Below are 26,769 nucleotides of genomic sequence, written 5' to 3'. Positions count from 1 at the left end.
TGCCCCGTCCGTTCGCCTATGACAGGCACCCTGCGGCCAGCCTCGTACCTTGGCAAGCTGCCTCAGCAGACCCGAGCGGTTAGCCGAACGCCTCCCTCGAATCCTTCGCTGTGCGGAAGCGGAACGCCATGTCGTGGCGATATTCCTTGCCCGGATCGAGCCGCGCCGAAGGGAAGTTCGGCTTGTTGGGCGAATCGGGGAATTTCTGGGGCTCGAGGCACAACCCGCCGCGGGCAGGATAGCTGCCGCCGCTGGTGCCGGGCGCGCCATTGGCGAGATGGTTGCCGGTGTAGAATTGCAGCCCCGGCTCGGTCGAATGGAGATCGAGCACCCGGCCCGATTTCGGATCGAACAGCGTCGCCACACGGCGGATGGTGCCGGCGGCGCCGACCAGCACGAAATTATGATCATAGCCCCCGCCCTGCCGGAGTTGGGGATCGTCGGCGGCGATGTCGCGGCCGATCGGCTTGGGGCTGCGGAAATCGAACGGGCCGCCCGCCACATCGGCGAAGGCGCCGGTCGGGATCAGGGCGGCGTCGGTAGGCGTGATCTGGCTCGCCGGGATCTGGAGCAGATGATCGAGGATCGCGGTGCCGCTGCCCTCCCCCGCAAGATTGAAATAGGCATGGTGGGTGAGGTTGATCACCGTCGCGCGATCGGTGGTGGCGCGAAAGCCGATCGCGAGCCCGCCATCCCTCAGCGCGTAGCGCACGCGAACATCGAGCTTGCCAGGAAAGCCGTGATCGAGATGCGGGCTCGTCAGGCCGAAGGTCACCGAATGCGCGTCGCGTGCCTCGATCGTCCAGTCCTGCAGATCAAAGCCTTTGGGCCCCGAATGGAGGCTGTTGGCGCCGTTGTTCGCCGGCAGCCGATATTCGGTGCCGTCGAGGCTGAAGCGCGCCCCGCCGATGCGATTGGCGAAGCGCCCCGCGACCACCCCGTAGAAGCGCGGGTGCGCGCGATATTCGGCGAGATCGCGATAGCCGAGCACGACATTGGCGGGCGTGCCGTCGCGCCCGGGCACGTCGAGCCGCCGCAAGGTTGCGCCGAGCGTGAGCAACTCGGCGCGCATGCCGCCATGGGCGATCTCGATCGTGTCGATCGGGGCGTCGGCCATCACGGCTTGGGGCAGACCGAGGCGTTGGGATCGGAGACGATCCGGACATCGGCGATGCTCAGCGTGAACGGCCCCGTCGCCTCGAGCACGAACGGCGCGCCGACCTTGGCGAGATCGACGCCGTTCTGCTGATAGCATTTGAGGAAGACCTTGGCGGTGCGCCACGTGCCGGTCTGGCCGGTGAACAGGCTGGTCGCGTCGATGCCACCTTTGGTGTTGCCGCCGTCCATCGAGAGCTGGACCTTGCCCGCCGGCGCGCGATCGACCCGATAGTTGATCTGGAGCGACAGATCGCCATTGGCCTCGCGCGTGAGATCGAGCTCGCCGCCCCCGCCGATGCGGAGCGTCGCCGGGCCGTTGGGCCAGGCGAGCTGCTGCGCGCCTTCCTGCGTCTGCGGACCGTCGACGGTCTTGCGCGTCACCCGGCTGTCGGTCGCGAAAGAAAAGGGCGCGGGCGTCACGCCCTTGGCGAAGAAGGTGCTGGTGTTGCCGAGCGAGGGATCTAGCCCCGCCTCCTCGCTGAGCGTCGGGACGTCGCCGCCCCTGGCGTAGCTGAGGCCATAGCCGAGCGCGAACAGCGGGTCATAGCCGGGCTTGCCCTTGTTGTTGGCGAACTGGCCCGCGGTCTTGGGCCAGCTGAACGAGAGGCGGCCCTTGAAGTCGGCGCGCGGCTTGCCGGCGGCATCGCCGACCAGCACGTCGGCAACCGCCCCGCCCTCGCTGCCGGGCAGCCATGCCGCGACGAACGCGTCCGAGGCGTTGAGCTCGGGGTTGGTCCACAAGGGGCGGCCCGAGAGGAACACCGAGACCACCGGCACGCCGGCGTTCTTGAGCTTCTTGAGCAGGCCGAGCGCCTGCTTGTCGCCGGGCTGGAATTCGAGCGTGCGGATGTCGCCGCGCATCTCGGCATAGGGCTGCTCGCCGAACACGACGATCGCGACGTCGGGCTGGGACGTGAAGCTGCCGTCGGCCGAGAGCGTCGCGGTGCCACCGGCTGCCTCGACTGCCTTCTTCACCCCGGCAAAGATCGTCTCGCCATTGGGGAACAGCTCGTTGCCGTTGCCGTCGCCCTGCCAGCTCAGCGTCCAGCCGCCGGTCTGCATGCCCATCGAATCGGCGCCCGGGCCGGTGACCAGCACCCTGGCGCTGGCCTTGACCGGCAGCACGCCGCTGTTCTTGAGCAGGACGAGCGATTCGACTGCGGCCTGGCGCGCGATCGCGCGATGCTCTGCGCTGCCGAGCACGCCGGTCTTGCCCTCGAGCGGCCGCGCCGGATCGAACAGGCCGAGCTTGACCTTGACGCGCAGGATGCGGCGGACCGCATCGTCGATGCGGGCCATCGGGATGGTGCCGTCGCGGACGTGCTTGACGGTCGAATCGAACAGCCCCTTCCAGCTGTCGGGCGCCATCGCCATGTCGAGCCCGGCATTGAAGGTCGCGGCGCAATCGGTGGGGGTGCAGCCCGGTATCTGGCCATGGCCGTTCCAGTCGCCGACGACGAAGCCCTGAAAGCCCATCCTGCCCTTGAGCACATCGGTGAGCAGCGACTTGTTGCCGTGCATCTTGGCGCCGTTCCAGCTGTTGTACGACGCCATCACGGTGAGCGTGCCGGCATCGATCGCACCCGGATAGCCGGCGCCGTGGATCGCGATCAGCTCGTCCTCGCTGACCCGGGTATCGCCCTGATCGACGCCGTTGAAGGTGCCGCCATCGCCGAGGAAATGCTTGGCCGAGGACGCGACATGGCCCTTCTGGATGCGATTGGCGGTATTCGGCTCGCCCTGCAGCCCGCGGACCATCTCGCCGGCATAGGAACGGACGATCGCGGGATCCTCCGAATAGCCTTCATAGCTGCGGCCCCAGCGATCGTCCTGCGGCACCGCCAGCGTCGGGCCGAACGCCCAATCCGGACCGGCGGCGGCGGTCTCGGCGGCGGTCGCCTCGCCGATGCGGCGGATCAGCGCGGGATCATTGGCGGCGCCGAGGCCGATATTGTGCGGGAAGATCACCGCCCCGATGACGTTGTTGTTGCCGTGCACCGCGTCGACGCCGAAGATCAGCGGGATCGGCGTGCCGCCGGGGTGCGGTTCCATCGCGACGGCGCGAAAGGCGCGCGCGGTGGCGACCCAATCGGATTGCGGCGATCGGTCATTGCCCGAGAGCGGCGGCGAATTGCCGCCGGCGAGGATCGAGCCGAGCGGATACTTCCGCAGATCCTCGGGCTTCACGCTGGCGATGTCGCCCTGGATCATCTGCCCGACCTTCTGCTCGAGCGTCATCTTCGCCATCAGATCGGAGACGAACTTCTCGGTCCCGGGATCGACCAGCCCCGGGCTGGCGGCCTTGGGCCATTTGGCGGGGTCGGCCACGGTCGGGCCGCCCGACAGCGCTGTCGGCGCTTGCTGCGCCAAAGCCGGCGCGGCCCAGAAAATCGTGGTGGCAAGCAACAGCTTCGTTCCGGGCCGCATCACATCTCCTCCGTCTTGTTCTTTGTGTTAGCGATAACGCAAGTTCATCGCCCGAGTCCATCGGCCAGCCAGCGCGCGGCCTGATCGGGGCTCTGCTTGGCGGTGTCGCGGTCGACGCGATAGTTCGCCTCGCGCATCTTCTCCACAGGAATCGCGCCGATCAGCGGGCGCAGCGCGGCCTGAAAGCGCGCATCGCCGGCGCGGCGCGGGGCGAGCAGCAGGATCGCGTCATAGCCGGGGATCGCGCCCCTGGGATCGGCGAGGATGGCGAGCTTGTCGGCTGCGATGCGGCCGTCCGAGGAAAACGCCGGGATGACATCGGCCTCGCCGCTCGCCAGCGCGCGGTACATGAAGGTCGGCTGATAGGGGCGCGCCGACTTGAAGGCGAGGCCATAGGCGCTTCGCACCGCCGCCCATTCGGGGCGCTCGAGAAACTCGACATCGGTGGCGAAATCGAGTTCGCCAGCCTGGCCAGCGAGATCGTCGAGGCTCCGGATGCCGCGGCGCCGCGCATCATCGCCGCGCATCGCGAAGGCATAGGCGTTCTCGAAGCCGAGCGAGCCGAGCAAAATGACGCCGTGCCTGGTCTTGGCCCAGCGGGCGACGCCGTCGACGATCGCGGCGCGCGGGGGCACGTCGGTGCGGTGCATCTGGTTGGTCCACAGTGTCCCCGAATAATCGACATAGACGTCGATATCGCCCGCCGCGAGCGCGCCGAACGCCACCGCCGAGCCGAGCCCTTCGCGGTAGCGGACGGCGTAGCCGGCATCCTCCAGCCGATGCCCGATCAGCCGGGCGAGGATATATTGCTCGGAAAAGCCCTTGGCGCCGATCGTCACGGTGCCGCGCGGGGCCGGCCAGGCGGGGGCGAGCGCGACCGCAGCAGCGACGAGCAAGGTGGCGAGGCTTGCCCAGACCAGCCCGCGCCGGCGGCGGGCGATGCCGTGCTCGGCGAGCCCGAGCAGCGCGTCGACACCGAGCGCGAGGCCCGCGGCGGCGACGCAGCCGGCGAGCACCAGCGTCCAGTTCTGGGTCTGGAGCCCGGCGAAGATCAAATCGCCGAGGCTCGGCTGACCGACCGTGGTGGAGAGCGTCGCCGCGCCGATCGTCCACACCGCAGCGGTGCGAATCCCGGCCATGAGGACAGGCGCGACGAGCGGCGCTTCGACCAGCCACAGGCGCTGGTTGCGCGTCATCCCCATCGCGTCAGCGGCCTCAAGCACAGCGGGGTCGAGATTGGCGAGCCCGGTGACACCGTTCCTGAGGATCGGCAGCAGCGCATAGAGCGACAGCGCGAGCAGCGACGGCAGGAAGCCGAGCGCGGGGATGCCGCCGCCGACCAGCGCCGAGAGCCACAGCAGGATCGGGTAGAAGAGCGCGAGCAGCGCGAGGCTGGGGATGGTCTGGATCAGGCTGGCAAAGCCCAGCGCGATGCGCCCGACGGCGCGGCTGCGGGAGGAGAGGACCGCGAGCGGGAGCGCGACGAGCAGCCCGAGCAGCAGCGCGGCGAAGGCGAGCAGCAGATGCTGGGCGAGCAGCTCGGGCACGCGGGCAAAGGCGGCGGTCATCTCGATCCTCCCGCAGAGCGGGACGGGGACCGCGAAGCGGTGGAGCGGTAGTTGCCGCAGGCGACGTCGCGCGTGGAGACTAACTCTCCACCAGCTTCGCTGGTCCCCCTCCCCCTCCGGGGGAGGATTTGGGCCACCCCTCTCATTCCCCCAACGCCGCCAGCCGCCGCGCCTGCTCGCGCGGCACCGCAACCAGCGCATCCGCCGCACCGCCCGCTTTGCCCGCGAGCAGATCGCGCGGCGTTGCGTCGGCGACGATCCGCCCGGCGGCCATCACCAGCACGCGATCGGCGAGAAGCAGCGCCTCGGCCATGTCGTGGGTGACGAGGATCGTGGTGAGTCCGATGCGCGCATGCAGCGCGCGGATCGCCTTGCCGAGACCGTCGCGCGTCACCGGATCGAGCGCGCCGAACGGCTCGTCCATCAGCAGCAGCCCAGGCGAGCAGGCGAGCGCACGCGCGACGCCGACGCGCTGGCGCTGCCCGCCCGACAGCGCATCGGGCATGCGCGCACCGAGCGCCGGATCGAGCTCGACCAGCGCGAGCAACTCGGCGACCCGCGCAGCGGGTTCGCGCTCGCCCGCCAGCTTCAGCCCGATCGCGACATTCTGCGCGACGGTCATGTGCGGAAACAGTCCGATATTCTGGAAGACATAGCCGATCCGGCGGCGGAGCAGATGCGGCGGTTCGGCCGCGACCGGCGCACCGTCGATCAGCACTTCGCCCGCGCTCGGATCGACCAGCCGGTTGACGGTCTTGAGCAGCGTCGACTTGCCCGAGCCCGACGCGCCGACCAGCGCGACGAAGCAGCCCCCGGAGACCTCGAGCGACACCCCGTCGACGGCCTTCACCCCGCCGGCATAGGTCTTACTGACATTTTTGAAGGTAACGCTGCGCGATTGCTCTGGCATCGGCCGGGATTGTGCGGGATGAAAGTGGAAAGGTCAAAGAAACAGGGGGGAGCGGATGGCGGGCGAGAAGGCGATCTTCATCACCGGCGGCGGATCGGGGATCGGCCAGGCGGTGGCCAAGCTGTTCGCGCGCAAAGGCTGGCGCGTCGGGCTGGCCGACGTCAATGCAGCGGGACTCGAAGCCACGCGGGCGATGCTCCCCGCCGGGATGGTGACGACGCATGTGATGGACGTGCGCGACCGCGATCAATGGCGCGACGCGCTCGCCACCTTTTCCGAGGCCAGCGGCGGGCGGCTCGATGTCCTCTTCAACAATGCCGGGATCGCGATCGGCGGGCCGCTCGCGGGCGCCACCGACGACGAGATCGACCGGATCGTGGGGATCAACCTTGTCGGCGTAATCAACGGCGCGCGCGCGGCCTATCCGCTGCTCAAGGCGACGCCGGGATCGACGCTGGTCAATACCGCCTCCGCCGCAGCGATCTATGGCTCGGGCGGGCTGGCGCTCTATGCCGCGGTCAAGTTCGGGGTGCGCGGGCTCTCCGAGGCGCTCGACGCCGAATGGGCAGGCGACGGGATCAAGGTTCGCGTGGTGATGCCGAGCTTCATCGACACGCCTTTGCTCGATTCGAACGTCTCGGGCACCAACCGCACCGCGCGCGATTCGGTGCGCGCCGCAGGGCTGGAGTTCACGCCCGTCGATCAGGTCGCCGAAGAGATCTGGAACGGCATCGAGCGCGACAAGCTCCACGTCATCATCGGCAAGACCGCACGCCGGCTCGCCTTCGCCGCGCGCTGGATGCCGGGCGCGCTGCGCAAGCAGATGCGCCGCGGCGGGATGCGGTGACCATGATCCTCCCCCGCTGTGCGAGGACGGATTTTTAGAGCAGTCCGTCGATCGCCTGGGCCATCGCGATGTCGCGCTGCGAGAGGCCGCCGGCATCGTGGGTGGTGAGCAGGATGTCGACGCGGTTCCACACGTTCGACCATTCGGGATGGTGATCGGCCTTTTCGGCGAGCAGCGCGACACGGGCCATGAATCCGAACGCCGCGTTGAAATCCTCGAAGGTGCAGCGCCGGGTGATCGCGTCGCGGGCTTCGTCGTAGCTCCAGTCGGGAATCGCGGCGAGCGACTCGCGCCGATGCCCTTCGGTCAATCGTGCCACCATGATCGCCCTCCTTGCCCTGCCTTCACCGCTCCGCCTATGGGTTCGGCCATGCGCGGGCAAGCACCTTCCACTGCGCCGGACGCGGCGACGATCGAGGCACTGGCGCGCGAGGCGCTGGCGCGCATCCCCTCGCCCTTTGCCGAGCATCTTGCCGACGTGGTGCTGATCGTCGAGGAATTCGCCGACGACGAGACGCTCGACGCGCTGGGTATCGAGGATCCGTTCGATCTGAGCGGCGTCTATCACGGCCGTCCGATCGGCGAGAAATCCGCGTTCGATTCGGGCGCGCTGCCCGACCGCATCCACCTCTACCGCCGTGCGATCCTCGACGAATGGTGTGACACCGGCGTGCCGCTGCAGGAACTTGTGACGCACATCGTGGTGCACGAGGTCGGGCATCATTTCGGGCTGTCGGACGACGATATGCACGCGCTGGAAGACGCCGCCGGGTGAGGACCAGCCTGACCTTCGCCGATGTGGCGTGCGTTCGCGGCGGACGATTGTTGTTCGAGGATATCGGCTTCGCATTGGGCCCCGGCGACGCGGCGCTGGTCAGCGGCCCCAATGGCGCGGGCAAATCGAGCCTGATCCGCATCGCCGCGGGGCTGCTCGCGCCGGCCGCCGGCCGGGTCGCCGGCGAAGGGGCGCGTGCCCTGCTCGCCGAAAGCGCGGCGCTCGACCCCGAACTGGGCGTCGCCGCAGCGCTGCGCTTCTGGGCGCGGATCGACGGACGCGCCGAGGCGGTGATGCCGGCGCTGGAGGCGGTCGGGCTCGGCGAGCTTGCGCAGGTGCCGGTGCGGCTGCTGTCGACCGGGCAGCGCCGCCGCGCCGCGCTGGCGCGGGTGGTGGCGAGCGGCGCACCGGTCTGGCTGCTCGACGAGCCGGCCAATGGGCTCGATGCTGCTTCGGTACGGATGCTCGAGGATCTGATCGCGGGGCATCGCCGTGAGGGCGGGATCGCACTAGTCGCGACGCATCTGCCGATCGCGCTGCCGGATGCGGTCGCGGTGACGCTGTGAGCGTCTATGCCGCCATCGTCTGGCGCGAGCTGCGGCGGGCATGGAGCACCGGCGGGATGCTGATGCCGATCGCTTTCTTCCTGCTCGTCGCGATCCTGTTCCCGTTCGCAGTGGGGCCCGAGGCCCGCCTTCTCGCGCGGGTCGGCGGCGGAGTGATCTGGGCGGCGGCACTGCTCGCCGCGCTGCTGCCGGTCGAGCGGCTGGTGGCGCCCGATGCCGAGAGCGGCGTGCTCGACCAGTTCGCCGTGCGCGGACTGCCCGATGCGGGGGTGGCGGCGGCCAAGATGCTCGGCCATTGGCTCGGCTTCGCGCCGGCCTTGCTCGTGGCGACGGTGATCGCAGCGGCGCTACTGCATCTGCCCGGGAGCGCGCTGGTGCCGATCCTCGCCGGGCTCGCGATCGGCACGCCGGGGCTCGCCGCGCTCGGCATCGCCACCGCGGCGCTGGTCGCCGGACTACGCGGCGCGGGGGCACTGGCCGGGCTGGTGATGCTGCCCTTCGCAGTACCGCTGCTGATCTTCGGCGCCGGCGCCAGCGCCGGCCAGCCGGGTGCGTTCAAGCTGCTCGGCGCCGTGAGCCTGTTGCTGGTGGCGGGCTGCCCGCTGGTCGCCGGTGCGGCAATCCGGATGGGGCGGAACTGACGACCCTTGGCACGACACCGCCGACATCCAATATCGGCCGCGTAACAAGGGGGACAGCATGATCACGATCTGGCTTGCGGGCTTGTGGCTCGCCCTGCTGGCTGCGGGCGACACGGCGACCGGACGCACGATGCGGCGCATCCTGGTCGAGGCCCCGGCCCGTGCGCTCAACAATGTCCATCGCGGCCAATATCTCATGCTGCTCCTCCTCATCCTCGTCGGCGGCACATTAGGCTGGCTGACCGAGGGGGAATCGCTGCGGATGATGATGATGGGCGCGCCCGAGCTGGTGGGCATGCTGGCCAGCCTCGAGCTCGGCGTCTTCGTCGACGTGCTGGCGGTGGCGCTGCTGACGGCCTCGACCGTGCGCATCCGCACGGTGATCGTGCTGCTGCGCGCGCCCTTCGCGCGCCGCGCCCCCCGAGCCCGCCGGACGCATAGCGCGCCGCAGCGTCAAACTCCCGCGAACGACGACGACAGACCCGCCCCGGCACTCGCCGCCTGAGATGCCGCCGCGGGGGCGGCGATGAGGGTGGCGCGAAGTCAGGCTTCCGGCGGCAGCTCGTCGCCGTACACGACGATCGCCGAGCCTTCCTCCAGCGCCGTTCCGGCAGCCGCGCGGAGTACGGGATCGTCGTTCGCCGCGGGATCGACGACTTCCATGCCCTTTTCGAGCCGCACCATCATCCAGCCGGCGCCGAGCGCGACGCCCGCCGCCTTGCGCTGGGCCGCCTCGAAATCCCGCGCGAAGACATAGATCAGCATCGCATGCCGCGCGCCGGGCCGACGGCCTTCGACTTCGTCCGCGACCGCGGTCGCAAGGAAGACCGAGAGCGCCATCAGCGGCGCCAGCGCGCGAAGATCGCGGTCGGCAGCTCGAGCCCGCGCGCTTCCTCGCGCACGGTGAGCTCGCCGCACTCCACGGCGCCGCCGAGATCGGCGAAATGCTGGCGGACCAGCTCGCCGATCGCCAGCGCCGACATCCGCACCGCATAGACGGTGAGGAACAGGAAGCGGGAATCGGCATCGAGCAGCTTGCGCGTATCGGCGATCAGGCCGGGCAGGCCCTCCTCGAGCTTCCACACCTCGCCATTGGGCCCCCTGCCCCATTTGGGCGGATCGAGGATGATTCCGTCATAGCGGCGCTCGCGGCGCACCTCGCGCGCGACGAACTTGCCGGCATCGTCGATCATCCAGCGGATCGGCTTGTCCTCCATCCCCGACAGCGCCGCATTGGCCTTACCCTCGGCGACCGACTTCTTCGAGGCGTCGACATGCGTCATCCGCGCGCCCTTGGCCGCCAGCGCGAGCGTGCCGACGCCGGTATAGCCGAACAGGTTCATGCACTCGGCCTCGGGTTTGTCGGCGATCTGCGCGCGCATCCAGTGCCAAACCGGCGCCATGTCGGGGAAGAAGCCGAGATGGCGGAACGGCGTGGTCTGCGCAGTGAAGCGGACCTCCTCCCAGGCGAGCGGCCAGCCTTCGCGCGGGGTGGGCTTGTGGAACACCCAGCGGCCGCCGCCTTCCTCGTCCGAGCCGGGGAGGAATTCGCCATGCGCATCCCAGTCGTCGGACGCGGGCGCCCACATCGCCTGCGGCTCGGGGCGGATGAAGCGATAGTCGCCATAGCGCTCGAGCTTGCGGCCATGGCCCGAGTCGAGCAGGCCGTAATCCGTCCAGGGCTCGCCGGTGAGAGTGATGAGGTTCATGCCTTTTCCATAGAAGGACAGGCGCGTTTCTCAATCCTCCCCCGGAGGGGGAGGTGGCAGCCAGAGGCTGACGGAGGGGTATTTTCCGCGGGCGATGCCGCCCGTGGCGACTACCCCTCCACCCCTTCGCGGTCCCCCTCCCCCTCCGGGGGGATTTCAGCGGCGGGGCGTGGCGCGCTCGGCGATATAGGCGGTGACGGCCTCGAACGTCGCGGGGAGCACGTCGTAGCGCTCCTGACGCTGGTGGAGATCGCCCACCCGCGGCGGCACCTGCGGGCGGATGCCGGTGGCGCGCTCGACCGCGTCGGCGAACTTGGCGGGGTGTGCGGTCGCCAGCGTGACGACGGGGACGTCGGCGGGCAGACCGGCGCGGCGCGCCGCGGCAAGCCCGATCGCGCTGTGCGGATCGAGCACCTCGCCCGCCTCGGTATAGCCCCAGCGCATCGCCTCGTTCATCGCATCGGCATCGATGCGGTCGCTGACGAACAGCGCCGCTGCGCCTTCGCGCTGGGCGTTGGTCAGCTGCATCGCGCGCGCCGCCTCGAAACCGCGCATCTGCTCGGCGACGGGCGCAGCGGCGAGATCGAACAGCAGTCGCTCGAAGTTCGAGCTGACCTGGATGTCCATCGACGGCGCCGCGGTGGCGGTGACGGTGCCGGTCGAATAATCCCCCGTGGAGAGCGCGCGGTGGAGGATGTCGTTGACGTTGGTCGCGACGATCAGCTTTGCCACCGGCAGCCCCATCTTCGCCGCGACATAGCCGGCGAAGACGTCGCCGAAATTGCCGGTGGGGACCGCGAAGGCGACCGGCTTGTCGGGCGCGCCGAGGCGCACCGCGGCGTAGAAATAATAGACCACCTGCGCCATCAACCGCGCCCAGTTGATCGAGTTGACCGCGGTGACCTGGAAGCGGCCGGCGAAATCGGCGTCGTTGAACATCGCCTTCACCAGCGCCTGGGCGTCGTCGAAGCTGCCCTCGATCGCGATGTTGTGGACGTTTGGCGCGAGCACCGTCGTCATCTGGCGGCGCTGGACCTCGGAGACGCGCCCCTTGGGGTGAAGCATGAAGATGTCGATGCCGGTGCGGCCGGCGACCGCGTCGATCGCGGCGCTGCCGGTGTCGCCCGAGGTCGCGCCGACGATGGTGAGATGATCGCCGCTGCCGATCAGGAACTTCTCGAACAGCAGGCCGAGCAGCTGGAGCGCGACGTCCTTGAAGGCGAGCGTGGGCCCCTGGAACAGCTCGAGCAGCCAATGCTGGTGGTCGAGCTGGACGAGCGGGGTGACCGCGGCATGGCTGAAGCGGCCATAGGCGCGGGTGCAGAGATCGCGGAGTTCGTCCTCGGAGAGATCGGGGCCGACGAACGGCAGCATCACCCGGACCGCGGTCTCGACATAGGACAGGCCGGCGAGCCCGGCGATCGCCTCGCGGGTCAGGCCCGGCCAGGTCTCGGGGAGGTAGAGCCCGCCGTCGCTGGCGAGGCCGGCGAGCGTGACATCGCGAAAGCCGAGCTGGGGCGCGGCGCCTCGGGTGCTTTGATAGCGCATGGCGGCGGGTTAGCGGGGTGCAGGCGGGGTCACAAGATAGGTGATGTTTAGGCCGCCTCGCGAGGGGACTTCCGTCCCCGCCAGCGCAGCGCGAGGCCGTAGATCACGGTCGCGACGAGCGCGAACAGGAACCATTGCACGCCGTAGGCGAGATGGTTGTTGGGGACCGAGGACAGGTCGGGCGCGGCATTGGCGGCGAGGCCGGCCGCAGGCGTGTCGGCGACCAGCAACAGCCGCTTCGGCGTGCGATCGAACAGCGAGGCGAGCATCGAGCGGCCGTCGGGCGCGTGGCTGATCGTGCCGCGCACTTCGCCGCCCTTCCATACCGGCTTTGCCATCGGATCGCGGGTGGTGCCGAGCTGGACGAGCATTCCGGGCCCCTCGGCACCGCCGGTGCGGCACTCGACAATGTAGCGGAAGCCGGCCTTGCCAGCGCCGGTAAGGTTGCCCGAGACCGGCTCGACGCAATAGCCGTGCGCGCGGCGGAACAGCAGGCTGTCGTCGGGGAGGCGGGGAAAGGCGATCTCGGGCTTGGCCGGATTGGCGGCGAGCTGGGCGAGCGCGGCTTCCTTTTGCGGGAGGCGGATGGTGAGCTGCCAAAGGCCGAGTCCGATCATCGCCGCGACGGCGAGCGCGACGATCAGCGTCGGGAGCAGCGGAATCCCCCGCCCCGAAACGACAGAGGGAGGCAGCGCGGTGCTGCCTCCCTCCGTTTGCGTGTCGCTGGCGTCGGGCAAATCAGCCGGCGTGGACGGGTGCGCCCCAGCCGCCCCAGACATAGATCGAGGCGAAGAGGAACAGCCACACCACGTCGACGAAGTGCCAGTACCAGGCAGCGGCCTCGAAGCCGAAATGCTGCCGCGGGGTGAAGTGGCCCTTGTAGACGCGCACGAGGTTGACGATCAGGAAGATCGTGCCGACCAGCACGTGGAAGCCGTGGAACCCGGTCGCCATGAAGAAGGCACCGCCATAGCTCGAACCGCCCTCGCTCGCCGCCTTGAAGGGGAAGGGCGCGTGGGCATATTCATAGGCCTGAATGCAGCTGAAGATCAGGCCAAGGATGATCGTCAGCCACAAGCCCTTCTTGACCGTGTCGTTCGCGCCGACGCCGATCAGGCCCCACAGACCCTTCATCGCACCGCCGCGCTCATTGTGGAGCAGCCCGTGATGCGCCCACGTGACCGTGCAGCCCGAGAGCAGCAGGATCAGCGTGTTGAGCAGCGGGAATTCCCACGCGTTGAGCACTTCCATGCCCTTGGGCGGCCACTGGCCGCCGACCGCCTCGGCCGTCGAGGGGAAGAGCGAAAAGTCGAACCACGCCCAGAACCAGCCGACGAAGAACATCACTTCGGAGGCGATGAACAGGATCATGCCGTAGCGCAGATGGAGCTGGACGATCGGGGTGTGATCGCCGGCATGCGCTTCGCGGATCACATCGGACCACCAGCCGAAAAAGGTGATCAGGACGCCCGCGACGCCGGCGAAGAACACGAGGTTCGCGCTCGGCATGCTGTGCATCCACATGATGCCGCCCGAAGCGAGCACCAGCGCCGCCATCGCGCCGAACAACGGCCAGATGCTCGGCGGAAGAATGTGGAATTGATGGTTCTTGGCACCCGCCATCGGCTCGTCCCTGTTCCTTGGTTTGCGGCGTGTCTAGCTTGCAGTCTTGCCGGAATCTACCGGGTAAAATGTATAGGAGAGCGTGATCTCCTGAACGTCGCGCGCGTCGGGATCCTTCTCGATCGCGGGATCGACGTAGAAGATCACCGGCATGCGGACTTCCTCGCCGGGCGCGAGCGTCTGCTGGGTGAAGCAGAAGCACTGGATCTTGGTGAAATATTTGCCCGCCACCTCGGGGGTGACGTTGAACGAGGCGGTGCCGGTGAGCGGCTTGTCCGAGAGATTCTTCGCCTTGAAGAAGGCCATGTCGCGGCCGCCCACGTCGATCGTGTCGGCACGGCGCTCGGGCTCGAACTTCCACGGCAGCTTGGGGCTGACGTTCGAATCGAACGCGACAGTGATCCTGTGCCCGGTGGTGCCGGGCGCCTGCAGCCCGCGCTGGGTGGTGCCGCCGAGCCCGGTCGCCTGGCAGAACATCCGGTAGAGCGGCACGCTGGCGAAGCCCATCCCGGTCATCGTGCAGACGCCCAGCCCCGCGAGCAAAGCGGTGCGCAGATTGCGGTTCATCCCGGATGGCCGAGCTGGATCTTCACGATCGAGATCGCGAAGACGAGGATCACGAAGGCGCCGAGCAGCAGCGCCATCACCCGCGCCCGCGAGCGCTGGCGCGCCCGGATCAGATCGGTCGATTGCTTGTCGATCATGCCAGCCACCACCTGTCGACGACCAGCGCGCCGAACATCAAGAAGAGATAGAAAATCGAATATTTGAACAGCCGCTTCTCGGGCACCATCGCGTCGTCCGCCCCGGAGCTGCGGAACGTCACCAGCGCCGCGAGGGCGAGGAAGAGCGCGTTGAGCGCAACCGCCGACCAGCCGTAAAAGGCGCCGGCGAGGCCGAGCGGCCACGGCAGGATCGCCGCGGCGACCATCGGCAGCGTATAGAGCCCGATCTGCAGCCGGGTGCTGCGCTCGCCCGCCACCACCGGCAGCATCGGCACCCCGGCATTGGCGTAATCGGTCTTCACGAACAGCGCGAGCGCCCAGAAATGCGGCGGCGTCCACAGGAAGATCAGCGCGAACAGCAGCACCGGCATCAGCGTCACGTCGCCGGTCGCCGCCGCCCAGCCGATCATCGGCGGGAACGCCCCCGCCGCGCCGCCGATCACGATGTTCTGCGGGGTGCGGCGCTTGAGCCAGATCGTGTAGACGAAGACATAGAACAGGATCGAGACGGCGAGGATGATCGTCGCGACCAGATTGATCGCGAAATACATCAGCGCGAGGCTGAACCCGGCCAGCCCGACCCCGAAATGCAGCGCCGACTGGCGATCCATCCGCCCCGCCGGCAGCGGCCGCTTCTGCGTGCGCCGCATCTTCGAATCGAGATCGGCCTCATACCATTGGTTGAGCGCCCCTGCCGCGCCTGCGCCCAGCGCGATGCACAGGATCGCCGTGAAGCCGAGCACGGGATGAATCGGCACCGGCGCGGCGAGCATCCCGCACAGCCCGGTGAACACGACGAGCGTCATCACCCGCGGCTTGGTGAGCGCGAGAAAATCGCGCCAGTCGGCGGGCAGGGAGACGGAGGCGGCGGCGGAAGTGGTCATGACTCGGCGGCCGCTATAAGCGCCGGTCACGCAAGGGGAAAGGCCCGTCGATCAATGCCCGCAGAATGGGCCGCGGCATTTCCCGCTGGAGAGCGAATAATAGGTGTTGTGGCTTCCCGGATCGACCGGCCATTCGATGTCGCCCGGTATCAGGAAGACGGCGGAATGCGCCCCATACATGCCGCGCGGGATCGCAGTCGGCCGAAGCACCACGAAGGCACGCGGACCGAGATGCTCGGGCCGGACCGGTGCCAGATAGCCCGTCGGGCTTGCCCGCGTCAGGGCTTCGGAGAGCGCGTCGATATCCGCCGGGCCGGCCGCACGCAGCGCGCCCTCGGCCACCAGCTGCGCGATCCCCGCCGCCTTGGGCAACAGCCGCTCGCGCCGGATCTCGGCCGATGCGCGGATCTGGCCGATATCGAACGGGCGGCCCGACGCGCCGACCGCGCCGCGATCGACGTCGAAGGCCGTCGCGGAATAACCCCCCTGAAAGTCGTCGATGCGTCTGCCCGTGGCCTGCGTGACCGCAGCCGCCAGCCGCTCCAGCTCGCGCCCTCCCTTATAGGCATAGGCTGTCTGCCCACACGGGCTCGACTGCCCACGTCGCTGGAAGCGAACCGGTATCGACGACGGCACGCCGGCAACCGCCTGATCATAATGTCCAAAAGCCAGCACCGCGCGGAGGCGACGGCGTGGAAAGCGGCGAAGGTCCCAGATCGTCGCTTCATAGGCGGTCAGGACGAGCACGACCGGATCGCCCTTCGGATTTCCCGTCACGGCGATCGCGCCGGTCTCGTGCGGGCCGTCACCTATCGCCAGGTCGGTCGAACCCCTGCCTTCATAGGCGCCGAGCGCGACAATGCGGGCGCCCGCGAGCAATCCGGCGGGAAGACAGGGCTCGCCGCGCTGCTGCGGCTGCGTTCGATCGAGAGGCGTGATCGTTGGATAAAGGGGCGTGGGCGCGCCATCCTCTTCGCGGCCGCCGCCGCCAGATTGCAGCGTCGCCGCAACCAGCGCGGTCGCCGTCACAGACAATCCTGCCGTCAATGCCGCCAGAGCGAGAGTCTTCATCGCACATCTCCCCGGTCGCAAAGGCTATCGAGGCGCGATTGACGATTTCTGAATGCGAATGCCAACCGCCGTTCGCCATTCGCGGCGCCGGCGATGCCCGCTCAGCCGAGCCGTTTGCGGTTGGCCTTCACCTTGCGGCGATAATGGCGGATCGTCTTGCGCGTGCTGGCCAGCGGGGTGTTGCCCAGCTGGCCGGTGACCATCGCCGTCTGCAGCTCGAGCGCTGCCTGCATCTTCTCGGAGACCATCAGCTGCGCCTCGGCCGCGGCATCTGCGCCACCCGTCGCCATGCGCATGACGCGCAGGCCGATCACCGCCGAGGCCTCCATACCGAGCGCCCAGGCATCGATGCCCGCGCTCGCCCAGCCGCCATAAGGCCATTTGGTCATCGTCACCCCTTCGCTCGCGCCGGGCCGAATCCGGTCGGCGCACCAACGCGCCATTGTCGCGCCGGGGCCCGGCGCTGCCAAAGGAAAACGCCCCGGAGTTTCCCCCGGGGCGCTTCGTTCATCGCCTTTCGGCGAAGGCTTAGTGGTGCGAGCCGCTGTCGATGACCGGCAGCGTCTCGAACTGGTGGAACGGCGGCGGGCTCGACAGCGTCCATTCGAGCGTCGTTGCGCCTTCGCCCCACGGATTGGCCTCCGCGCGGCGCCCGGCCACCAGCGACCAGAGGATGTTGATGAAGAAGATCGCCACGCCGGCGGCCATGATCACATAGCCGAGGCTCGCGATGTGGTTCCAGTGCGCATATTGCTCGGTATAGTCCGGGATGCGGCGCGGCATGCCCTGCAGGCCGAGGAAGTGCATCGGGAAGAACAGCACGTTCACGCCGACGAAGAAGGTCCAGAAGTGCAGCTGGCCGAGCAACTCGCTGTACATCCGGCCCGACATCTTCGGGAACCAGTAATAGAAGCCGGCGAACAGGCCGAACACGGCGCCGAGCGACAGCACATAGTGGAAGTGCGCGACGACGTAATAGGTGTCGTGCATGTAATCGTCGACGCCGCCATTGGCGAGCACGACCCCGGTCACGCCGCCGACGGTGAACATGAAGATGAAGCCGATCGCCCAGACCATCGGGGTCTTGAAGCTGATCGAGCCGCCCCACATCGTAGCGATCCACGAGAAGATCTTCACGCCGGTGGGCACGGCGATCACCATCGTCGCCGCAGTGAAGTACATCTTCACGGTGACCGACAGGCCGGTGGTGAACATGTGGTGCGCCCACACGACGAAGCCGACGAAGCCGATCGCGACCATGGCGTAGGCCATGCCGAGATAGCCGAACACCGGCTTGCGGCTGAAGGTGGCGACGATCTGGCTGACGATGCCGAAGCCCGGCAGGATCATGATGTACACTTCGGGGTGACCGAAGAACCAGAACAGATGCTGGTAGAGCGTCGGATCGCCGCCGCCCGAGGCATCGTAGAACGCCGTGCCGAAGTTGCGATCGGTGAGCAGCATGGTGATCGCCGCGGCGAGCACCGGCAGCGCGAGCAGCAGCAGGAAGGCAGTGATCAGCACCGACCAGACGAACAGCGGCATCTTGTGCAGGGTCATGCCCGGCGCGCGCATGTTGAAGATGGTGGTGATGAAGTTGATCGCGCCGAGGATCGAGCTGGCGCCCGCGAGGTGGAGCGACAGGATCGCCATGTCGACCGAGGGTCCGGGCTCGCCATAGGTCGAGAGCGGAGCGTAGACGGTCCAGCCGGTGCCCGCGCCGACGCCGACGAAGGGCGAGGCGAGCAGCAGCGTGAAGGCCGGGATCAGCAGCCAGAACGAGATGTTGTTCATCCGCGGGAACGCCATGTCGGGCGCCCCGATCATGATCGGCACGAACCAGTTGCCGAAGCCGCCGATCATCGCCGGCATGACCATGAAGAACACCATGATCAGGCCGTGCGCGGTGATCAGCACGTTCCAGAAGTGGAGCGCGTCGTCGAGCTTGACGTCGCCGCCGTGCAGATAGCCCAGCCAGGTCGGCAGATGCTGGATGCCCGGCTCGGCGAGTTCCCAGCGCATCAGACCCGAGATGCCACCGCCGATGATGCCGGCGACGATCGCGAAGATCAGATAGAGGGTGCCGATGTCCTTGTGGTTGGTGGACATGAACCAGCGCTGGAAGAAGCCCGGCTTGTGATCGGCATCGTGATGGTCGTGCGCGTGCGCGTCATGCGTGTCATGCGCGGCGTAGGGAACGGCGGTGTCGGTCATGGTCTCAGTTGCCCGTCTGTCCGAGGCCCGCCGGGTTCTGCGTCGCGGGCTTGTTGGTGACCGCCGGAGCGGCAGTGGCGTTGACGACCGGGCCCGCCTCGGCGGCATTGCCCGGCTCGGCGGAGGCATCGTTCCCCGCGGCCGTGGTCGACTGCGGTGCGGCCGCGGCGCCCGGCATCTTGCCGCCCTTCGAGGCGACCCAGCGCGCGAACACTTCGGGCGACACCACTTCGACGGCGATCGGCATATAGCCGTGGCGCGCGCCGCAGAGCTCCGAGCACTGGCCGAAATAGACGCCGGGCTTCTTGTCGATGATGAAGCTGGTCTCGTTCAGACGGCCGGGAACCGCATCGAGCTTGACCCAGAAAGCGGGCATCGCCCAGCTGTGGATCACGTCCTGCGCGGTGGTGACGAGGCGGATCGGCACACCGTAAGGCAGCACGACGCGCTGATCGACCGCGAGCAGGCGCGGGCCGTCGGCGTCGGTGCGGTAGCGCTGACCGGGAGCGACCTCGCTCTGCTCCTTGAGCATGTTGGCGGTCAGCTTGATGTCGCCGTGATCGGGATATTCATAGGTCCAGAACCACTGGTTGCCGATCGCCTTGAGCGTCACCGCATTGTCGGGCGCGGGCTTGAACTGCGCGGCGAGCAGCTTGATCGACGGGACCGCGATCGCGATCAGAATCAGGACCGGCACCAGCGTCCAGACGATCTCGATCGCGGTGTTGTGGCTGGTCCGCGACGGCGTCGGGTTGGCGGCGCGGCGGTAGCGAACGACCACCCAGGCGAGCAGGATCAGCACGAAGATCGAGATCACGACGATCAGCGGCACGAGGATCACGTTATGGAACCAGTGCGCCTCGCGGCCATTGGGCGTGATCTGCTCCTGCAGGCCGAACAGCCCGTCCTGCGGCTGGCCGATGGTCGGCACCGGCTTGGTCAGCGGATGCCCCGACGCGTCGAGCGTCGGATCCGCGACCGCGGCCGGAGTCGGCGCGGCGGCGGGCGCCGCAGCCGGGGCAGCGGCAGCCGCCGGCGTGGCCGCGGCCTCCGGCGTCGGAGCAGCGGCAGGCGCTGCGCTATTCTGGGCGTGGACCGGCGCCCCCAGCGCCAACCCCGCAGCCAGGACAATCGAAGTCAACCCAAGCATGCGCATCGTTTATTTTCACCCTGTTCGCGTGGCTGCGTAGGCAAGGAAGGAAGGAACCGAACAAGCGGCCTATACGCGGCTATAGGCCATTCTCAACCCTTTTTGCATGGCCGTTGCGGCGGCGGGGTGCCGACCCTAAGAGAGCACGCAAGTGCAGCATGGGAGTGGGTGCGTTGACCCGAGACGAGGTTCTGGAGGAGTTCCGCGCCGCGGACGCGCTGCTCGAGGGACATTTCATTCTCTCTTCGGGACTCAGGAGCCCGCGCTATCTCCAGTGCGCGCGGGTGCTGATGGATCCGAAGCGCGGAAGCCGGCTGGCCGAGGCGCTGGCGGCGCAGATTCCCGCCGAGCTGCGAAGCCAGATCAGCGCGGTGGTCTCGCCGGCGATGGGCGGGGTGATCGCCGGGCACGAGATGGCGCGCGCGCTGGGCGTCGAGGCGATGTTCGTCGAACGCCCGACCGGCAGCTTCGAGCTGCGCCGCGGCTTCCGGCTCGCGCCCGGGCAGAAGGTGCTGATGATGGAAGACGTCGTCACCACCGGCCTCTCCTCGCGCGAGGCGATCAAGGCGATCGAGGCGGCGGGCGGCGAAGTGATCGCGATGGCATCGCTGGTCGATCGCTCGAACGGCACGGCCGCATTCGACATTCCCTTCTTCCCGCTGATCCAGCTCGACGTGCCGAGCTACGCTCCCGACGCGTTGCCGCCAGAGCTAGCGGCGATTCCCGCGATCAAACCGGGGAGCCGCGCGGAAGCATGACCGGCAAGCTGCGCCTGGGAGTCAACATCGATCACGTCGCGACGGTGCGGAACGCGCGCGGATCGGGCTATCCCGATCCGGTGCGCGCGGCGATGCTCGCCGCCGAGGCCGGCGCCGACGGCATCACCGCGCATCTGCGCGAGGACCGGCGCCACATCACCGACGACGACATCGCCCGGCTCTCGGCCGAGCTACCCGTGCCGCTCAATCTCGAAATGGCGGCAACCGAGGAGATGCTGGCGATCGCGCTCAGGCATCGCCCGCACGCAGTGTGCATCGTCCCCGAGAAGCGCGAGGAGCGCACCACCGAGGGCGGGCTCGATGCCGCCGGGCAGCACAATCATCTCGCGCCGATGGTGGCCAAACTCCGCGACGCGGGGTGCCGGGTGTCGCTGTTCATCGAGCCCGACGCGCGCCAGATCGACGCGGCGCTGCGGCTCGGCGCGCCGGTGGTCGAGCTCCATACCGGCCGCTATTGCGAGCTGGACGAAGGCGCGCGGGCCGGCGAGCTCAAGCGAATCGCCGACGCCGCTGCGTTCGCCGCCAAGGCGGGGATCGAGCCGCATGCCGGGCATGGCCTGACCTTCGACAATGTCGTGCCGATCGCCGCGATCCCGCAGGTGATGGAGCTCAATATCGGCCATTTCCTGATCGGCGAGGCGATCTTCGACGGGTTGGCGCCGGTGATCCGCCGCATGCGCGCGCTGATGGACGAGGCGCGTTGAACTCCCGCTCCCTTCGGGAGCGGGAAGGGGCCCGCTCGGCGCAGTCGAGCGGGAAGGGTGAGGGCAGCGCTCCCCGCCCGCCCTCACCCTTCCGCCGCTTCGCGGCTCCCTCCCTCTCCCCATGGGAGAGGGAATCATGATCCTCGGCCTCGGTTCGGACCTGTGTAACATCGAGCGGATCCAGTCCTCGCTCGACCGGTTCGGCGCCCGCTTCGAGGCGCGCGCCTTCACCGAGATCGAGCTGAAAAAGGCGGCGCGGCGCCCACACAATTATGCCGCGACACTCGCCAAGCGCTTCGCCGCCAAGGAGGCCTTTTCCAAGGCGGTCGGAACCGGGTTCAAACAGGGGGTGTTCCTCAAGGACATCGGTGTCGTCAACGCGCCCTCGGGTGCGCCGACGCTGGCGTTGACCGGAGGCGCGAAGGCGAGGCTTGACGCCCTCACTCCCGACGGCCACGTCGCGAAGGTGCATCTCACCCTGACCGACGATCATCCCTGGGCCTTCGCCATGGTGATGATCGAGGCGATCGCGGTCGGGAAGGACGATTGATGGCCATGGCCGCGGATGAGTTGGCGTTGAGCGACGAACAGGGTTTCGAGGAGAGCGCCGCCGAGGGCGGCCGCGGCACCGATTGGTGGGCCGAGCTGCGCGGCATATTGTGGCTGGTGCTGGCCGTGCTCGGCTTCCACAGCTTCGTCGCCAAGCCCTTCTACATCCCTTCCGAATCGATGATGCCGGGGCTGTTGGTCGGCGACCGGCTGGTCGTCACCAAATTTCCCTATGGATACAGTTTCGTCACCCCGACCTTCCATCTGTTGCCGCCGATCCGCGGCCGGCTGTTCGGGCGTCTGCCCGAGCGCGGCGACGTGGTGATCGTCACTCCGCCGGGGACGCGCACCGACTATATCAAACGCGTCATCGGCCTCCCCGGCGACACGATCGCGGTGCGCGAAGGCGTGGTCTGGCTCAACGGCAAGCCCGTCCCCCGCCGCGCGATGGGAACGCGCGACATTCCGGTCGACGCCAATACGCGCTGCGATGCCGATCATTATCCCGGACTGTTGACCACCCTGCCCGGCGGCAAGCAGGTCTGCCGGCTGCCGATCTTTCGCGAGACGCTCCCCAATGGCCGCTCGTACGACACCGTCGACAAGGGCTGGAGCCCGCGCGACAATTACGCCGAGATCCGCGTTCCGCAGGACCGCGTCTTCCTGATGGGCGACAATCGCGACAACAGCGCCGACAGCCGCTTCTCGCTCGCCGAGAACGGGCTCGGCGGACCGGTGCCGTGGGAGAATATCGGCGGGCGCGCCGAATTCATCACCTTCTCGCTCGACGGCAGCGCCAGCGCCAATCCGCTGAGCTGGCCCCAATCCTTCCGGCGGGGCCGCGCCGGCACGTCGCTCCATCCGACGCAGGACCCCCAATGACCGCCGATTCCCCCGAGAGCGAAGGCATCAACGTCGTGCAGGAGCCCGGCCCCAACGAGCTGCGCGATCCGATCGTGCGCGCCGAATTGAAGCGCGCCTCGGTGTGGTTCGGGCTGGCGATCGGCGTCGCGCTGATCGTGCTGCTGATCCAGCCGCTGCTGATCATCTTCGGCGGCCTCGTCGTCGCCTCGATGCTCGACGGCGGCACGCGGCTGCTCGGCCGGGTGCTGCCGATCCCGCGCGGGCTGCGGCTGATGATCGTCGTGCTGCTCGTCCTCGCCTTCATCGTCAGCGTCTTCTACCTGACCGGCGTGCAGATCGCGTTGCAGGCAGAGCAACTGCGTACGACGCTGGAGATCCAGGGCAATCGCGTCGTCGAATGGATCTCGAGCCTCGGACTGATGCCGGGCCGCTCCGACCTGACCGGCATCGCCCAGCAGGCACTCGGCTCGATCGGCCGGCTGACCTCGGCGGTGGGATCGGTGATCGGCGCCGCGGCGAGCCTGTTGATGGTGCTGTCGATTGGACTGTTCGTCGCGATCGAGCCGCGCATCTACGAGCGCGGGCTGCAATGGATGGTGCCGGTCGACGCGCGCGACGATTTCTCCGTGACGATCGGCCGGATGGCGCGGACGCTGCGCGTGCTGCTCGGCGGCCGCCTGCTCGGCATGGTGTTCGAAGGCATTTTGACGTGGATCCTGCTCAGCATCGCCGGCGTGCCGATGGCGATGCTGCTCGGGATCATCACCGGCATCCTCGCCTTCATCCCCAATATCGGTGCGTTCGTCAGCGGCGTGCTGATGATCTCGGTGGGGTTCAGCGCCGGGCAGGACCAGGGCCTGTGGGCGATCGCGGTCTATTTCGGGGTGCAGACCTTCGACGGCTATGTGCTGATTCCGCTGGTCGCCAAGAAGACCGTCGACCTGCCACCGGCGCTGACGCTCTCGGCGCAGATCCTCGCCAGCACCTTGTTCGGCTTCATGGGGCTGGCGCTCGCCGATCCGATCGTCGCGATGATCAAGGTCGCGCTCGAGAGCGAGGCCGAGCGCGCCGCGCGGGCCAGCGCGAAGGAGCCCCGCGGCTTTCACTGGCGCATCCGCCACCGCGACACGGTGGCCGGCGCGGCGACGATCGCGGAACCGCCGGGGCAGCCCCCCGTTACCTGAGCGACCGGGGAGGTTCGCATGCTGCTTCATGACTATTTCCGCTCGTCGGCGGCCTATCGCGTCCGCATCGCGCTCAACCTCAAGGGAATCGCCTACGAACGCCGCGAGGTGATGCTGCTCGAGAACCAGCAGCGCAGCCCCGCGCATCTCGCGCTCAATCCGCAGGGCCTGGTTCCCGCGCTCGAGGTGGAGGGCAAGGTGTTGACCCAGAGCCTCGCGATCATCGACTGGCTCGATGCGCGCCATCCGGAGCCGCGACTGATCCCCGCCGACCCCGACGCGCGCGCCGTCGCGCTCGCGAAAGCGCTGGTGGTCGCCGCCGATATCCACCCGCTCAACAACCTTCGGGTGATGCGCAAGCTCAAGGCCATGGGCATCGCGGACGAAGCGCGCGACGAATGGACGCGCCACTGGATCGCCGAGGGCTTCGCCGCGCTCGAGGCGATGGCCGGCGCCGACGACAATGCGGGGCCGTTCCTCGGTGGCGCGGCGCCCGATATAGCCGACGTGTTCCTCGTCCCCCAGATGTTCAACGCGCGCCGCTTCGCCACGCCGCTCGACGCTTTTCCCAGGCTGGTGCGCGCCGACGCCGCGGCGCAGGCGATCGAGCCGTTCGCCGCCGCGCATCCGGATCGCGTGGCGCCGAATGTCTAGCCGAACGCAAAGCCCCTCCCCCTCGGGGGAGGGGCTGGGGGTGGAGCTCGGCCATCTCGCAAAGACCGATCGCCCGGGGCACGGCCCCGCCCCAATCCCGTCCCTGAAGGGGAGCGGCTTGATGCTTGCGGCAGCGCTCATTGCCCTGCCCGTCCCCGTCCTTGCCCAGACCGCGCCCGACACGATCGTGATCACCGGCCGCGGGCTCGACGCGCCGCCGGGGGATGCGGCCTATGACGTGGTGACGCTCGACCGCGAGCGGCTGACCGCCACCGCCAGCAACCGCATCGAGGATGCGCTGCGCGACGCCGCGGGCGTGGCGCAGTTCCGCCGATCGGATTCGCGCTCGGCGCACCCGACCAGCCAGGGCGTGACCTTGCGCGGGCTCGGCGGCAATGCCTCTAGCCGCGCGCTGATCCTGCTCGACGGCGTGCCGCAGAGCGATCCGTTCGGCGGCTGGGTCGCCTTTCCCGCCTGGGCGCCCGAACGGCTCGCCGCGATCCGGGTCACCCGCGGCGGCGGCAGCGGTTATGCCGGGCCGGGGGCGCTGGCCGGGACGATCGCGCTGACCAGCGGATCGCCGGGCGACTTCGGACCGCTGCAGCTGCGCGCCGCCTGGGGCAACCGCGACAGCGTCGACGCGACCGCGCTCGCCTCGGCGCCGCTCGGCAGCGGCTTCTTCACCCTCGCCGGCCAATATGCCCGCGGCGACGGCTTCGTGCCGGTGGTCGCCGAAGATCGCGGCCCCGCCGATCGCGCCGCGCCATACGAGCAGGCGAGCATCGCGCTGCGCGGAGTCGCCGACATCGGAGGCGGCGCCGAGCTCCAGACCAACCTCACCGCCTTCACCGACCGGCGCGACCGCGGCGTCGCCTTCACCCGCGTCGCCAGCGACGGCGCCGATGCGAGCATCCGGCTGGTCAAGCGCGGCGGTTGGGAATGGTCGGCGCTGGCCTATGTCCAGGCCCGTCAGTTCGCGAGCGGATTTGCCAGCGTCGACGATGCGCGCACCGCCGCGTCGCCGACGCTCGACCAATATAACGTCCCCGCGACCGGGATCGGCGGGCGGATCGAGATCGCCCCGCCGATCGGCCGCGGTGTGACGCTGCGGCTGGGCAGCGACGTCCGCAATGTCTCCGGGCGCACGCAGGAACTGTACAGCTTCGTCGCCGGCGCCCCGACCCGCCGTCGTGTCGCCGGGGGCGAGACCACGACGCTGGGTGGCTTCGTCGACGCGAGCTACGAAGCCGGACCGCTGACGCTGAGCGCCGGCGGTCGGCTCGATCGCTGGACCATCGCCGACGGGTCCCTCGTCGAGCGGCCGCTCGCGGGGGGCGCGGCGCTCACCAACCTCGCTTTCGCGAATCGCCACGGCACCGAGGCAACCGGGCGCATCGGCGCGGCGTGGGCGATCGGCGCGATCACGCTGCGCGCCGCCGGCTATCGCGGCTGGCGACTGCCGACGCTCAACGAGCTCTACCGCCCGTTCCGCGTCGGCGCCGACGCCACCGCCGCCAATGCCGCGCTCGATCCCGAGCGGCTGACCGGCGCCGAGATCGGGCTCGACTGGCATGCGACACCGGGGCTGATCCTGCGCACCACCGGCTATTGGAACCGGCTCGACGACGCGATCGCCAACGTCACCCTCGCCAGCGGCCCGGGCAGCTTCCCGGGCGTCGGCTTTGTCTCGGCTGCGGGGGTCTATCGTCAGCGGCAGAATCTCGATGCGGTCGAAGCCCGCGGCATCGAGCTCGATGCGCGCTATGCGGCCGGCGCGATCAGCGTGGCGGCGTCCTATGCCTTCGCCGATTCGCGCGTGCATGCCGCCGGCGCCGCTGCCGCGCTCGACGGGCTGCGTCCGGCGCAGACCGCACGGCACCAGGCCTCGGCTACACTCGGCTGGCATCGCGACATGCTCGGCGGAGCGCTCACCGCGCGCTATGCTTCGCCGCAATTCGAGGACGACCAGAACAGCCGCGCGCTGGCCGACGCGCTGACCTTCGATGCGACCGCCGCGGTGCCGCTGACCCGCAGTCTGAGCGCCGAAGCACGCGCCGAGAACCTGACCGACACGCGTATAGAGGCCGGGATCAGTGGGCCCGGCGTGATCGAACGCGCAACGCCGCGGACGCTTTGGTTCGGGCTGCGGTATCGGATGCGATAGCTCCGTGCTCCGCGAAGGCTGGAGCGTTGGCGAATTCGATATCCGCCATCCCGCG

The 26,769-nt window shown here is 68.8% G+C and carries 29 protein-coding genes; 12 read left to right on the top strand and 17 right to left on the bottom strand.

Annotated features, from left to right (window positions below; translation table 11 throughout):
• Window positions 1-79: 79 nt before the first annotated feature.
• From E5A74_RS10290 to E5A74_RS10275, 4 genes are all read right to left on the bottom strand, one after another.
• The gene (locus tag E5A74_RS10290) at window positions 80-1,117 is read right to left on the bottom strand and encodes an aldose epimerase family protein (RefSeq protein WP_135984520.1); all 1,038 of its coding nucleotides are present in this window, start codon (window positions 1,115-1,117) and stop codon (window positions 80-82) included.
• Entirely contained in the window at window positions 1,117-3,585 is a 2,469-nt protein-coding gene (locus tag E5A74_RS10285) for a glycoside hydrolase family 3 protein (protein ID WP_135984518.1), read from the bottom strand. Before E5A74_RS10285 ends, E5A74_RS10290 begins: the two co-directional genes overlap by 1 nt.
• 44 nt (window positions 3,586-3,629) lie before the next feature.
• Window positions 3,630-5,153, bottom strand: a complete 1,524-nt coding sequence (locus E5A74_RS10280; RefSeq protein ID WP_135984516.1) for an ABC transporter permease/substrate-binding protein — start codon at window positions 5,151-5,153, stop codon at window positions 3,630-3,632.
• A gap of 142 nt (window positions 5,154-5,295) precedes the next feature.
• Window positions 5,296-6,063 (bottom strand): ATP-binding cassette domain-containing protein, encoded by a 768-nt coding sequence (locus E5A74_RS10275; protein ID WP_135984514.1) that lies wholly within the window; start codon window positions 6,061-6,063, stop codon window positions 5,296-5,298.
• A gap of 55 nt (window positions 6,064-6,118) precedes the next feature.
• Here E5A74_RS10275 and E5A74_RS10270 point away from each other — a divergent pair, with 55 nt between their 5' ends.
• A complete protein-coding gene (locus E5A74_RS10270; RefSeq protein WP_135984512.1) occupies window positions 6,119-6,910 on the top strand; it encodes an SDR family oxidoreductase in 792 nt (263 codons plus the stop codon).
• Between the two features lie 34 nt (window positions 6,911-6,944).
• Here the strand turns inward: E5A74_RS10270 and E5A74_RS10265 are convergent, their stop codons facing one another.
• Complete coding sequence (locus E5A74_RS10265) at window positions 6,945-7,232, bottom strand: 4a-hydroxytetrahydrobiopterin dehydratase (RefSeq protein WP_208411870.1); 288 nt, start codon at window positions 7,230-7,232, stop codon at window positions 6,945-6,947.
• Window positions 7,233-7,280: 48 nt separating this feature from the next.
• Here E5A74_RS10265 and E5A74_RS10260 point away from each other — a divergent pair, with 48 nt between their 5' ends.
• Genes E5A74_RS10260 through E5A74_RS10245 form a run of 4 tightly spaced genes read left to right on the top strand, consistent with a single transcriptional unit; the run spans window position 7,281 to window position 9,397 of the window.
• Entirely contained in the window at window positions 7,281-7,685 is a 405-nt protein-coding gene (locus tag E5A74_RS10260; RefSeq protein WP_240699758.1) for a metallopeptidase family protein, read from the top strand.
• A complete protein-coding gene (ccmA, locus tag E5A74_RS10255) occupies window positions 7,682-8,251 on the top strand; it encodes a heme ABC exporter ATP-binding protein CcmA (protein ID WP_135984508.1) in 570 nt (189 codons plus the stop codon). Before E5A74_RS10260 ends, ccmA begins: the two co-directional genes overlap by 4 nt.
• Window positions 8,248-8,892 carry a heme exporter protein CcmB gene (locus E5A74_RS10250; RefSeq protein ID WP_135984506.1) on the top strand — a complete coding sequence of 215 codons (645 nt, stop codon included), beginning with the start codon at window positions 8,248-8,250 and terminating at the stop codon, window positions 8,890-8,892. Before ccmA ends, E5A74_RS10250 begins: the two co-directional genes overlap by 4 nt.
• A gap of 58 nt (window positions 8,893-8,950) precedes the next feature.
• The gene (locus tag E5A74_RS10245) at window positions 8,951-9,397 is read left to right on the top strand and encodes a hypothetical protein (protein WP_135984504.1); all 447 of its coding nucleotides are present in this window, start codon (window positions 8,951-8,953) and stop codon (window positions 9,395-9,397) included.
• 38 nt (window positions 9,398-9,435) lie between these two features.
• Here E5A74_RS10245 and E5A74_RS10240 read toward each other — a convergent pair whose 3' ends face one another.
• From E5A74_RS10240 to coxB, 12 genes are all read right to left on the bottom strand, one after another.
• Window positions 9,436-9,732, bottom strand: a complete 297-nt coding sequence (locus E5A74_RS10240) for a hypothetical protein (RefSeq protein ID WP_135984502.1) — start codon at window positions 9,730-9,732, stop codon at window positions 9,436-9,438.
• Window positions 9,732-10,601 (bottom strand): class I SAM-dependent methyltransferase, encoded by an 870-nt coding sequence (locus E5A74_RS10235; protein ID WP_135984500.1) that lies wholly within the window; start codon window positions 10,599-10,601, stop codon window positions 9,732-9,734. Before E5A74_RS10235 ends, E5A74_RS10240 begins: the two co-directional genes overlap by 1 nt.
• Before the next feature lie 156 nt (window positions 10,602-10,757).
• Window positions 10,758-12,149: a threonine synthase gene (thrC, locus tag E5A74_RS10230; RefSeq protein ID WP_135984497.1), complete on the bottom strand. Its 1,392-nt coding sequence runs from the start codon at window positions 12,147-12,149 to the stop codon at window positions 10,758-10,760.
• Window positions 12,150-12,196: 47 nt separating this feature from the next.
• Window positions 12,197-12,841 (bottom strand): SURF1 family protein, encoded by a 645-nt coding sequence (locus tag E5A74_RS10225; RefSeq protein ID WP_276469523.1) that lies wholly within the window; start codon window positions 12,839-12,841, stop codon window positions 12,197-12,199.
• A 46-nt stretch (window positions 12,842-12,887) separates the two neighbouring features.
• On the bottom strand, window positions 12,888-13,772 hold the full coding sequence (locus tag E5A74_RS10220; protein WP_135984492.1) for a cytochrome c oxidase subunit 3: 885 nt from the start codon (window positions 13,770-13,772) through the stop codon (window positions 12,888-12,890).
• Between the two features lie 33 nt (window positions 13,773-13,805).
• Entirely contained in the window at window positions 13,806-14,339 is a 534-nt protein-coding gene (locus E5A74_RS10215; protein ID WP_135984490.1) for a cytochrome c oxidase assembly protein, read from the bottom strand.
• Complete coding sequence (locus E5A74_RS20910) at window positions 14,336-14,476, bottom strand: hypothetical protein (protein ID WP_166745789.1); 141 nt, start codon at window positions 14,474-14,476, stop codon at window positions 14,336-14,338. Before E5A74_RS20910 ends, E5A74_RS10215 begins: the two co-directional genes overlap by 4 nt.
• Window positions 14,473-15,381, bottom strand: a complete 909-nt coding sequence (locus E5A74_RS10210; protein ID WP_135984488.1) for a heme o synthase — start codon at window positions 15,379-15,381, stop codon at window positions 14,473-14,475. Before E5A74_RS10210 ends, E5A74_RS20910 begins: the two co-directional genes overlap by 4 nt.
• A 51-nt stretch (window positions 15,382-15,432) precedes the next feature.
• Window positions 15,433-16,452 (bottom strand): hypothetical protein, encoded by a 1,020-nt coding sequence (locus E5A74_RS10205; protein ID WP_135984487.1) that lies wholly within the window; start codon window positions 16,450-16,452, stop codon window positions 15,433-15,435.
• Between the two features lie 101 nt (window positions 16,453-16,553).
• Window positions 16,554-16,841 carry a hypothetical protein gene (locus E5A74_RS10200; protein ID WP_240699757.1) on the bottom strand — a complete coding sequence of 96 codons (288 nt, stop codon included), beginning with the start codon at window positions 16,839-16,841 and terminating at the stop codon, window positions 16,554-16,556.
• 139 nt (window positions 16,842-16,980) lie between these two features.
• Entirely contained in the window at window positions 16,981-18,666 is a 1,686-nt protein-coding gene (gene ctaD / locus E5A74_RS10195; RefSeq protein ID WP_135984486.1) for a cytochrome c oxidase subunit I, read from the bottom strand.
• 4 nt (window positions 18,667-18,670) lie between these two features.
• Window positions 18,671-19,816, bottom strand: coding sequence for a cytochrome c oxidase subunit II (coxB, locus tag E5A74_RS10190; protein ID WP_420822495.1), 1,146 nt, complete (start codon window positions 19,814-19,816; stop codon window positions 18,671-18,673).
• 173 nt (window positions 19,817-19,989) lie between these two features.
• Here coxB and pyrE point away from each other — a divergent pair, with 173 nt between their 5' ends.
• From pyrE to E5A74_RS10155, 7 genes are all read left to right on the top strand, one after another.
• Window positions 19,990-20,574 carry an orotate phosphoribosyltransferase gene (pyrE, locus tag E5A74_RS10185; RefSeq protein WP_135984483.1) on the top strand — a complete coding sequence of 195 codons (585 nt, stop codon included), beginning with the start codon at window positions 19,990-19,992 and terminating at the stop codon, window positions 20,572-20,574.
• The gene (locus tag E5A74_RS10180; RefSeq protein WP_135984481.1) at window positions 20,571-21,299 is read left to right on the top strand and encodes a pyridoxine 5'-phosphate synthase; all 729 of its coding nucleotides are present in this window, start codon (window positions 20,571-20,573) and stop codon (window positions 21,297-21,299) included. Before pyrE ends, E5A74_RS10180 begins: the two co-directional genes overlap by 4 nt.
• A 136-nt stretch (window positions 21,300-21,435) precedes the next feature.
• A complete protein-coding gene (gene acpS, locus E5A74_RS10175; protein WP_135984479.1) occupies window positions 21,436-21,849 on the top strand; it encodes a holo-ACP synthase in 414 nt (137 codons plus the stop codon).
• A 5-nt stretch (window positions 21,850-21,854) separates the two neighbouring features.
• Complete coding sequence (lepB, locus tag E5A74_RS10170) at window positions 21,855-22,730, top strand: signal peptidase I (protein ID WP_135985156.1); 876 nt, start codon at window positions 21,855-21,857, stop codon at window positions 22,728-22,730.
• Window positions 22,727-23,896 (top strand): AI-2E family transporter, encoded by a 1,170-nt coding sequence (locus tag E5A74_RS10165; protein WP_135984477.1) that lies wholly within the window; start codon window positions 22,727-22,729, stop codon window positions 23,894-23,896. The genes lepB and E5A74_RS10165 overlap by 4 nt, the downstream gene beginning before the upstream one ends.
• Window positions 23,897-23,914: 18 nt before the next feature.
• The gene (gene maiA / locus E5A74_RS10160; protein WP_135984475.1) at window positions 23,915-24,550 is read left to right on the top strand and encodes a maleylacetoacetate isomerase; all 636 of its coding nucleotides are present in this window, start codon (window positions 23,915-23,917) and stop codon (window positions 24,548-24,550) included.
• A 121-nt stretch (window positions 24,551-24,671) separates the two neighbouring features.
• On the top strand, window positions 24,672-26,714 hold the full coding sequence (locus E5A74_RS10155; RefSeq protein WP_135985154.1) for a TonB-dependent receptor: 2,043 nt from the start codon (window positions 24,672-24,674) through the stop codon (window positions 26,712-26,714).
• Window positions 26,715-26,769: the final 55 nt, after the last annotated feature.

The organism is Sphingomonas naasensis (assembly GCF_004792695.1).
Lineage (GTDB): Bacteria > Pseudomonadota > Alphaproteobacteria > Sphingomonadales > Sphingomonadaceae > Sphingomonas > Sphingomonas naasensis.
The sequence above is the reverse complement of the archived record's forward strand: the minus strand, read 5'-3'. Positions and strand labels throughout refer to the sequence as shown.

Excerpts from the sequence above, each read along its gene's own strand:
- E5A74_RS10290 (WP_135984520.1), bottom strand. The coding sequence starts at position 1,117 with ATGGCCGACGCCCCGATCGACACGATCGAGATCGCCCATGGCGGCATG.
- E5A74_RS10285 (WP_135984518.1), bottom strand. The coding sequence starts at position 3,585 with ATGCGGCCCGGAACGAAGCTGTTGCTTGCCACCACGATTTTCTGGGCC.
- E5A74_RS10280 (WP_135984516.1), bottom strand. The coding sequence starts at position 5,153 with ATGACCGCCGCCTTTGCCCGCGTGCCCGAGCTGCTCGCCCAGCATCTG.
- E5A74_RS10275 (WP_135984514.1), bottom strand. The coding sequence starts at position 6,063 with ATGCCAGAGCAATCGCGCAGCGTTACCTTCAAAAATGTCAGTAAGACC.
- E5A74_RS10270 (WP_135984512.1), top strand. The coding sequence starts at position 6,119 with ATGGCGGGCGAGAAGGCGATCTTCATCACCGGCGGCGGATCGGGGATC.
- E5A74_RS10265 (WP_208411870.1), bottom strand. The coding sequence starts at position 7,232 with ATGGTGGCACGATTGACCGAAGGGCATCGGCGCGAGTCGCTCGCCGCG.
- E5A74_RS10260 (WP_240699758.1), top strand. The coding sequence starts at position 7,281 with ATGCGCGGGCAAGCACCTTCCACTGCGCCGGACGCGGCGACGATCGAG.
- E5A74_RS10245 (WP_135984504.1), top strand. The coding sequence starts at position 8,951 with ATGATCACGATCTGGCTTGCGGGCTTGTGGCTCGCCCTGCTGGCTGCG.
- E5A74_RS10240 (WP_135984502.1), bottom strand. The coding sequence starts at position 9,732 with ATGGCGCTCTCGGTCTTCCTTGCGACCGCGGTCGCGGACGAAGTCGAA.
- E5A74_RS10235 (WP_135984500.1), bottom strand. The coding sequence starts at position 10,601 with ATGAACCTCATCACTCTCACCGGCGAGCCCTGGACGGATTACGGCCTG.
- thrC (WP_135984497.1), bottom strand. The coding sequence starts at position 12,149 with ATGCGCTATCAAAGCACCCGAGGCGCCGCGCCCCAGCTCGGCTTTCGC.
- E5A74_RS10220 (WP_135984492.1), bottom strand. The coding sequence starts at position 13,772 with ATGGCGGGTGCCAAGAACCATCAATTCCACATTCTTCCGCCGAGCATC.
- E5A74_RS10215 (WP_135984490.1), bottom strand. The coding sequence starts at position 14,339 with ATGAACCGCAATCTGCGCACCGCTTTGCTCGCGGGGCTGGGCGTCTGC.
- E5A74_RS20910 (WP_166745789.1), bottom strand. The coding sequence starts at position 14,476 with ATGATCGACAAGCAATCGACCGATCTGATCCGGGCGCGCCAGCGCTCG.
- E5A74_RS10210 (WP_135984488.1), bottom strand. The coding sequence starts at position 15,381 with ATGACCACTTCCGCCGCCGCCTCCGTCTCCCTGCCCGCCGACTGGCGC.
- E5A74_RS10205 (WP_135984487.1), bottom strand. The coding sequence starts at position 16,452 with ATGAAGACTCTCGCTCTGGCGGCATTGACGGCAGGATTGTCTGTGACG.
- E5A74_RS10200 (WP_240699757.1), bottom strand. The coding sequence starts at position 16,841 with ATGACCAAATGGCCTTATGGCGGCTGGGCGAGCGCGGGCATCGATGCC.
- ctaD (WP_135984486.1), bottom strand. The coding sequence starts at position 18,666 with ATGACCGACACCGCCGTTCCCTACGCCGCGCATGACACGCATGACGCG.
- coxB (WP_420822495.1), bottom strand. The coding sequence starts at position 19,816 with ATGCTTGGGTTGACTTCGATTGTCCTGGCTGCGGGGTTGGCGCTGGGG.
- E5A74_RS10180 (WP_135984481.1), top strand. The coding sequence starts at position 20,571 with ATGACCGGCAAGCTGCGCCTGGGAGTCAACATCGATCACGTCGCGACG.
- acpS (WP_135984479.1), top strand. The coding sequence starts at position 21,436 with ATGATCCTCGGCCTCGGTTCGGACCTGTGTAACATCGAGCGGATCCAG.
- lepB (WP_135985156.1), top strand. The coding sequence starts at position 21,855 with ATGGCCGCGGATGAGTTGGCGTTGAGCGACGAACAGGGTTTCGAGGAG.
- E5A74_RS10165 (WP_135984477.1), top strand. The coding sequence starts at position 22,727 with ATGACCGCCGATTCCCCCGAGAGCGAAGGCATCAACGTCGTGCAGGAG.
- maiA (WP_135984475.1), top strand. The coding sequence starts at position 23,915 with ATGCTGCTTCATGACTATTTCCGCTCGTCGGCGGCCTATCGCGTCCGC.
- E5A74_RS10155 (WP_135985154.1), top strand. The coding sequence starts at position 24,672 with ATGCTTGCGGCAGCGCTCATTGCCCTGCCCGTCCCCGTCCTTGCCCAG.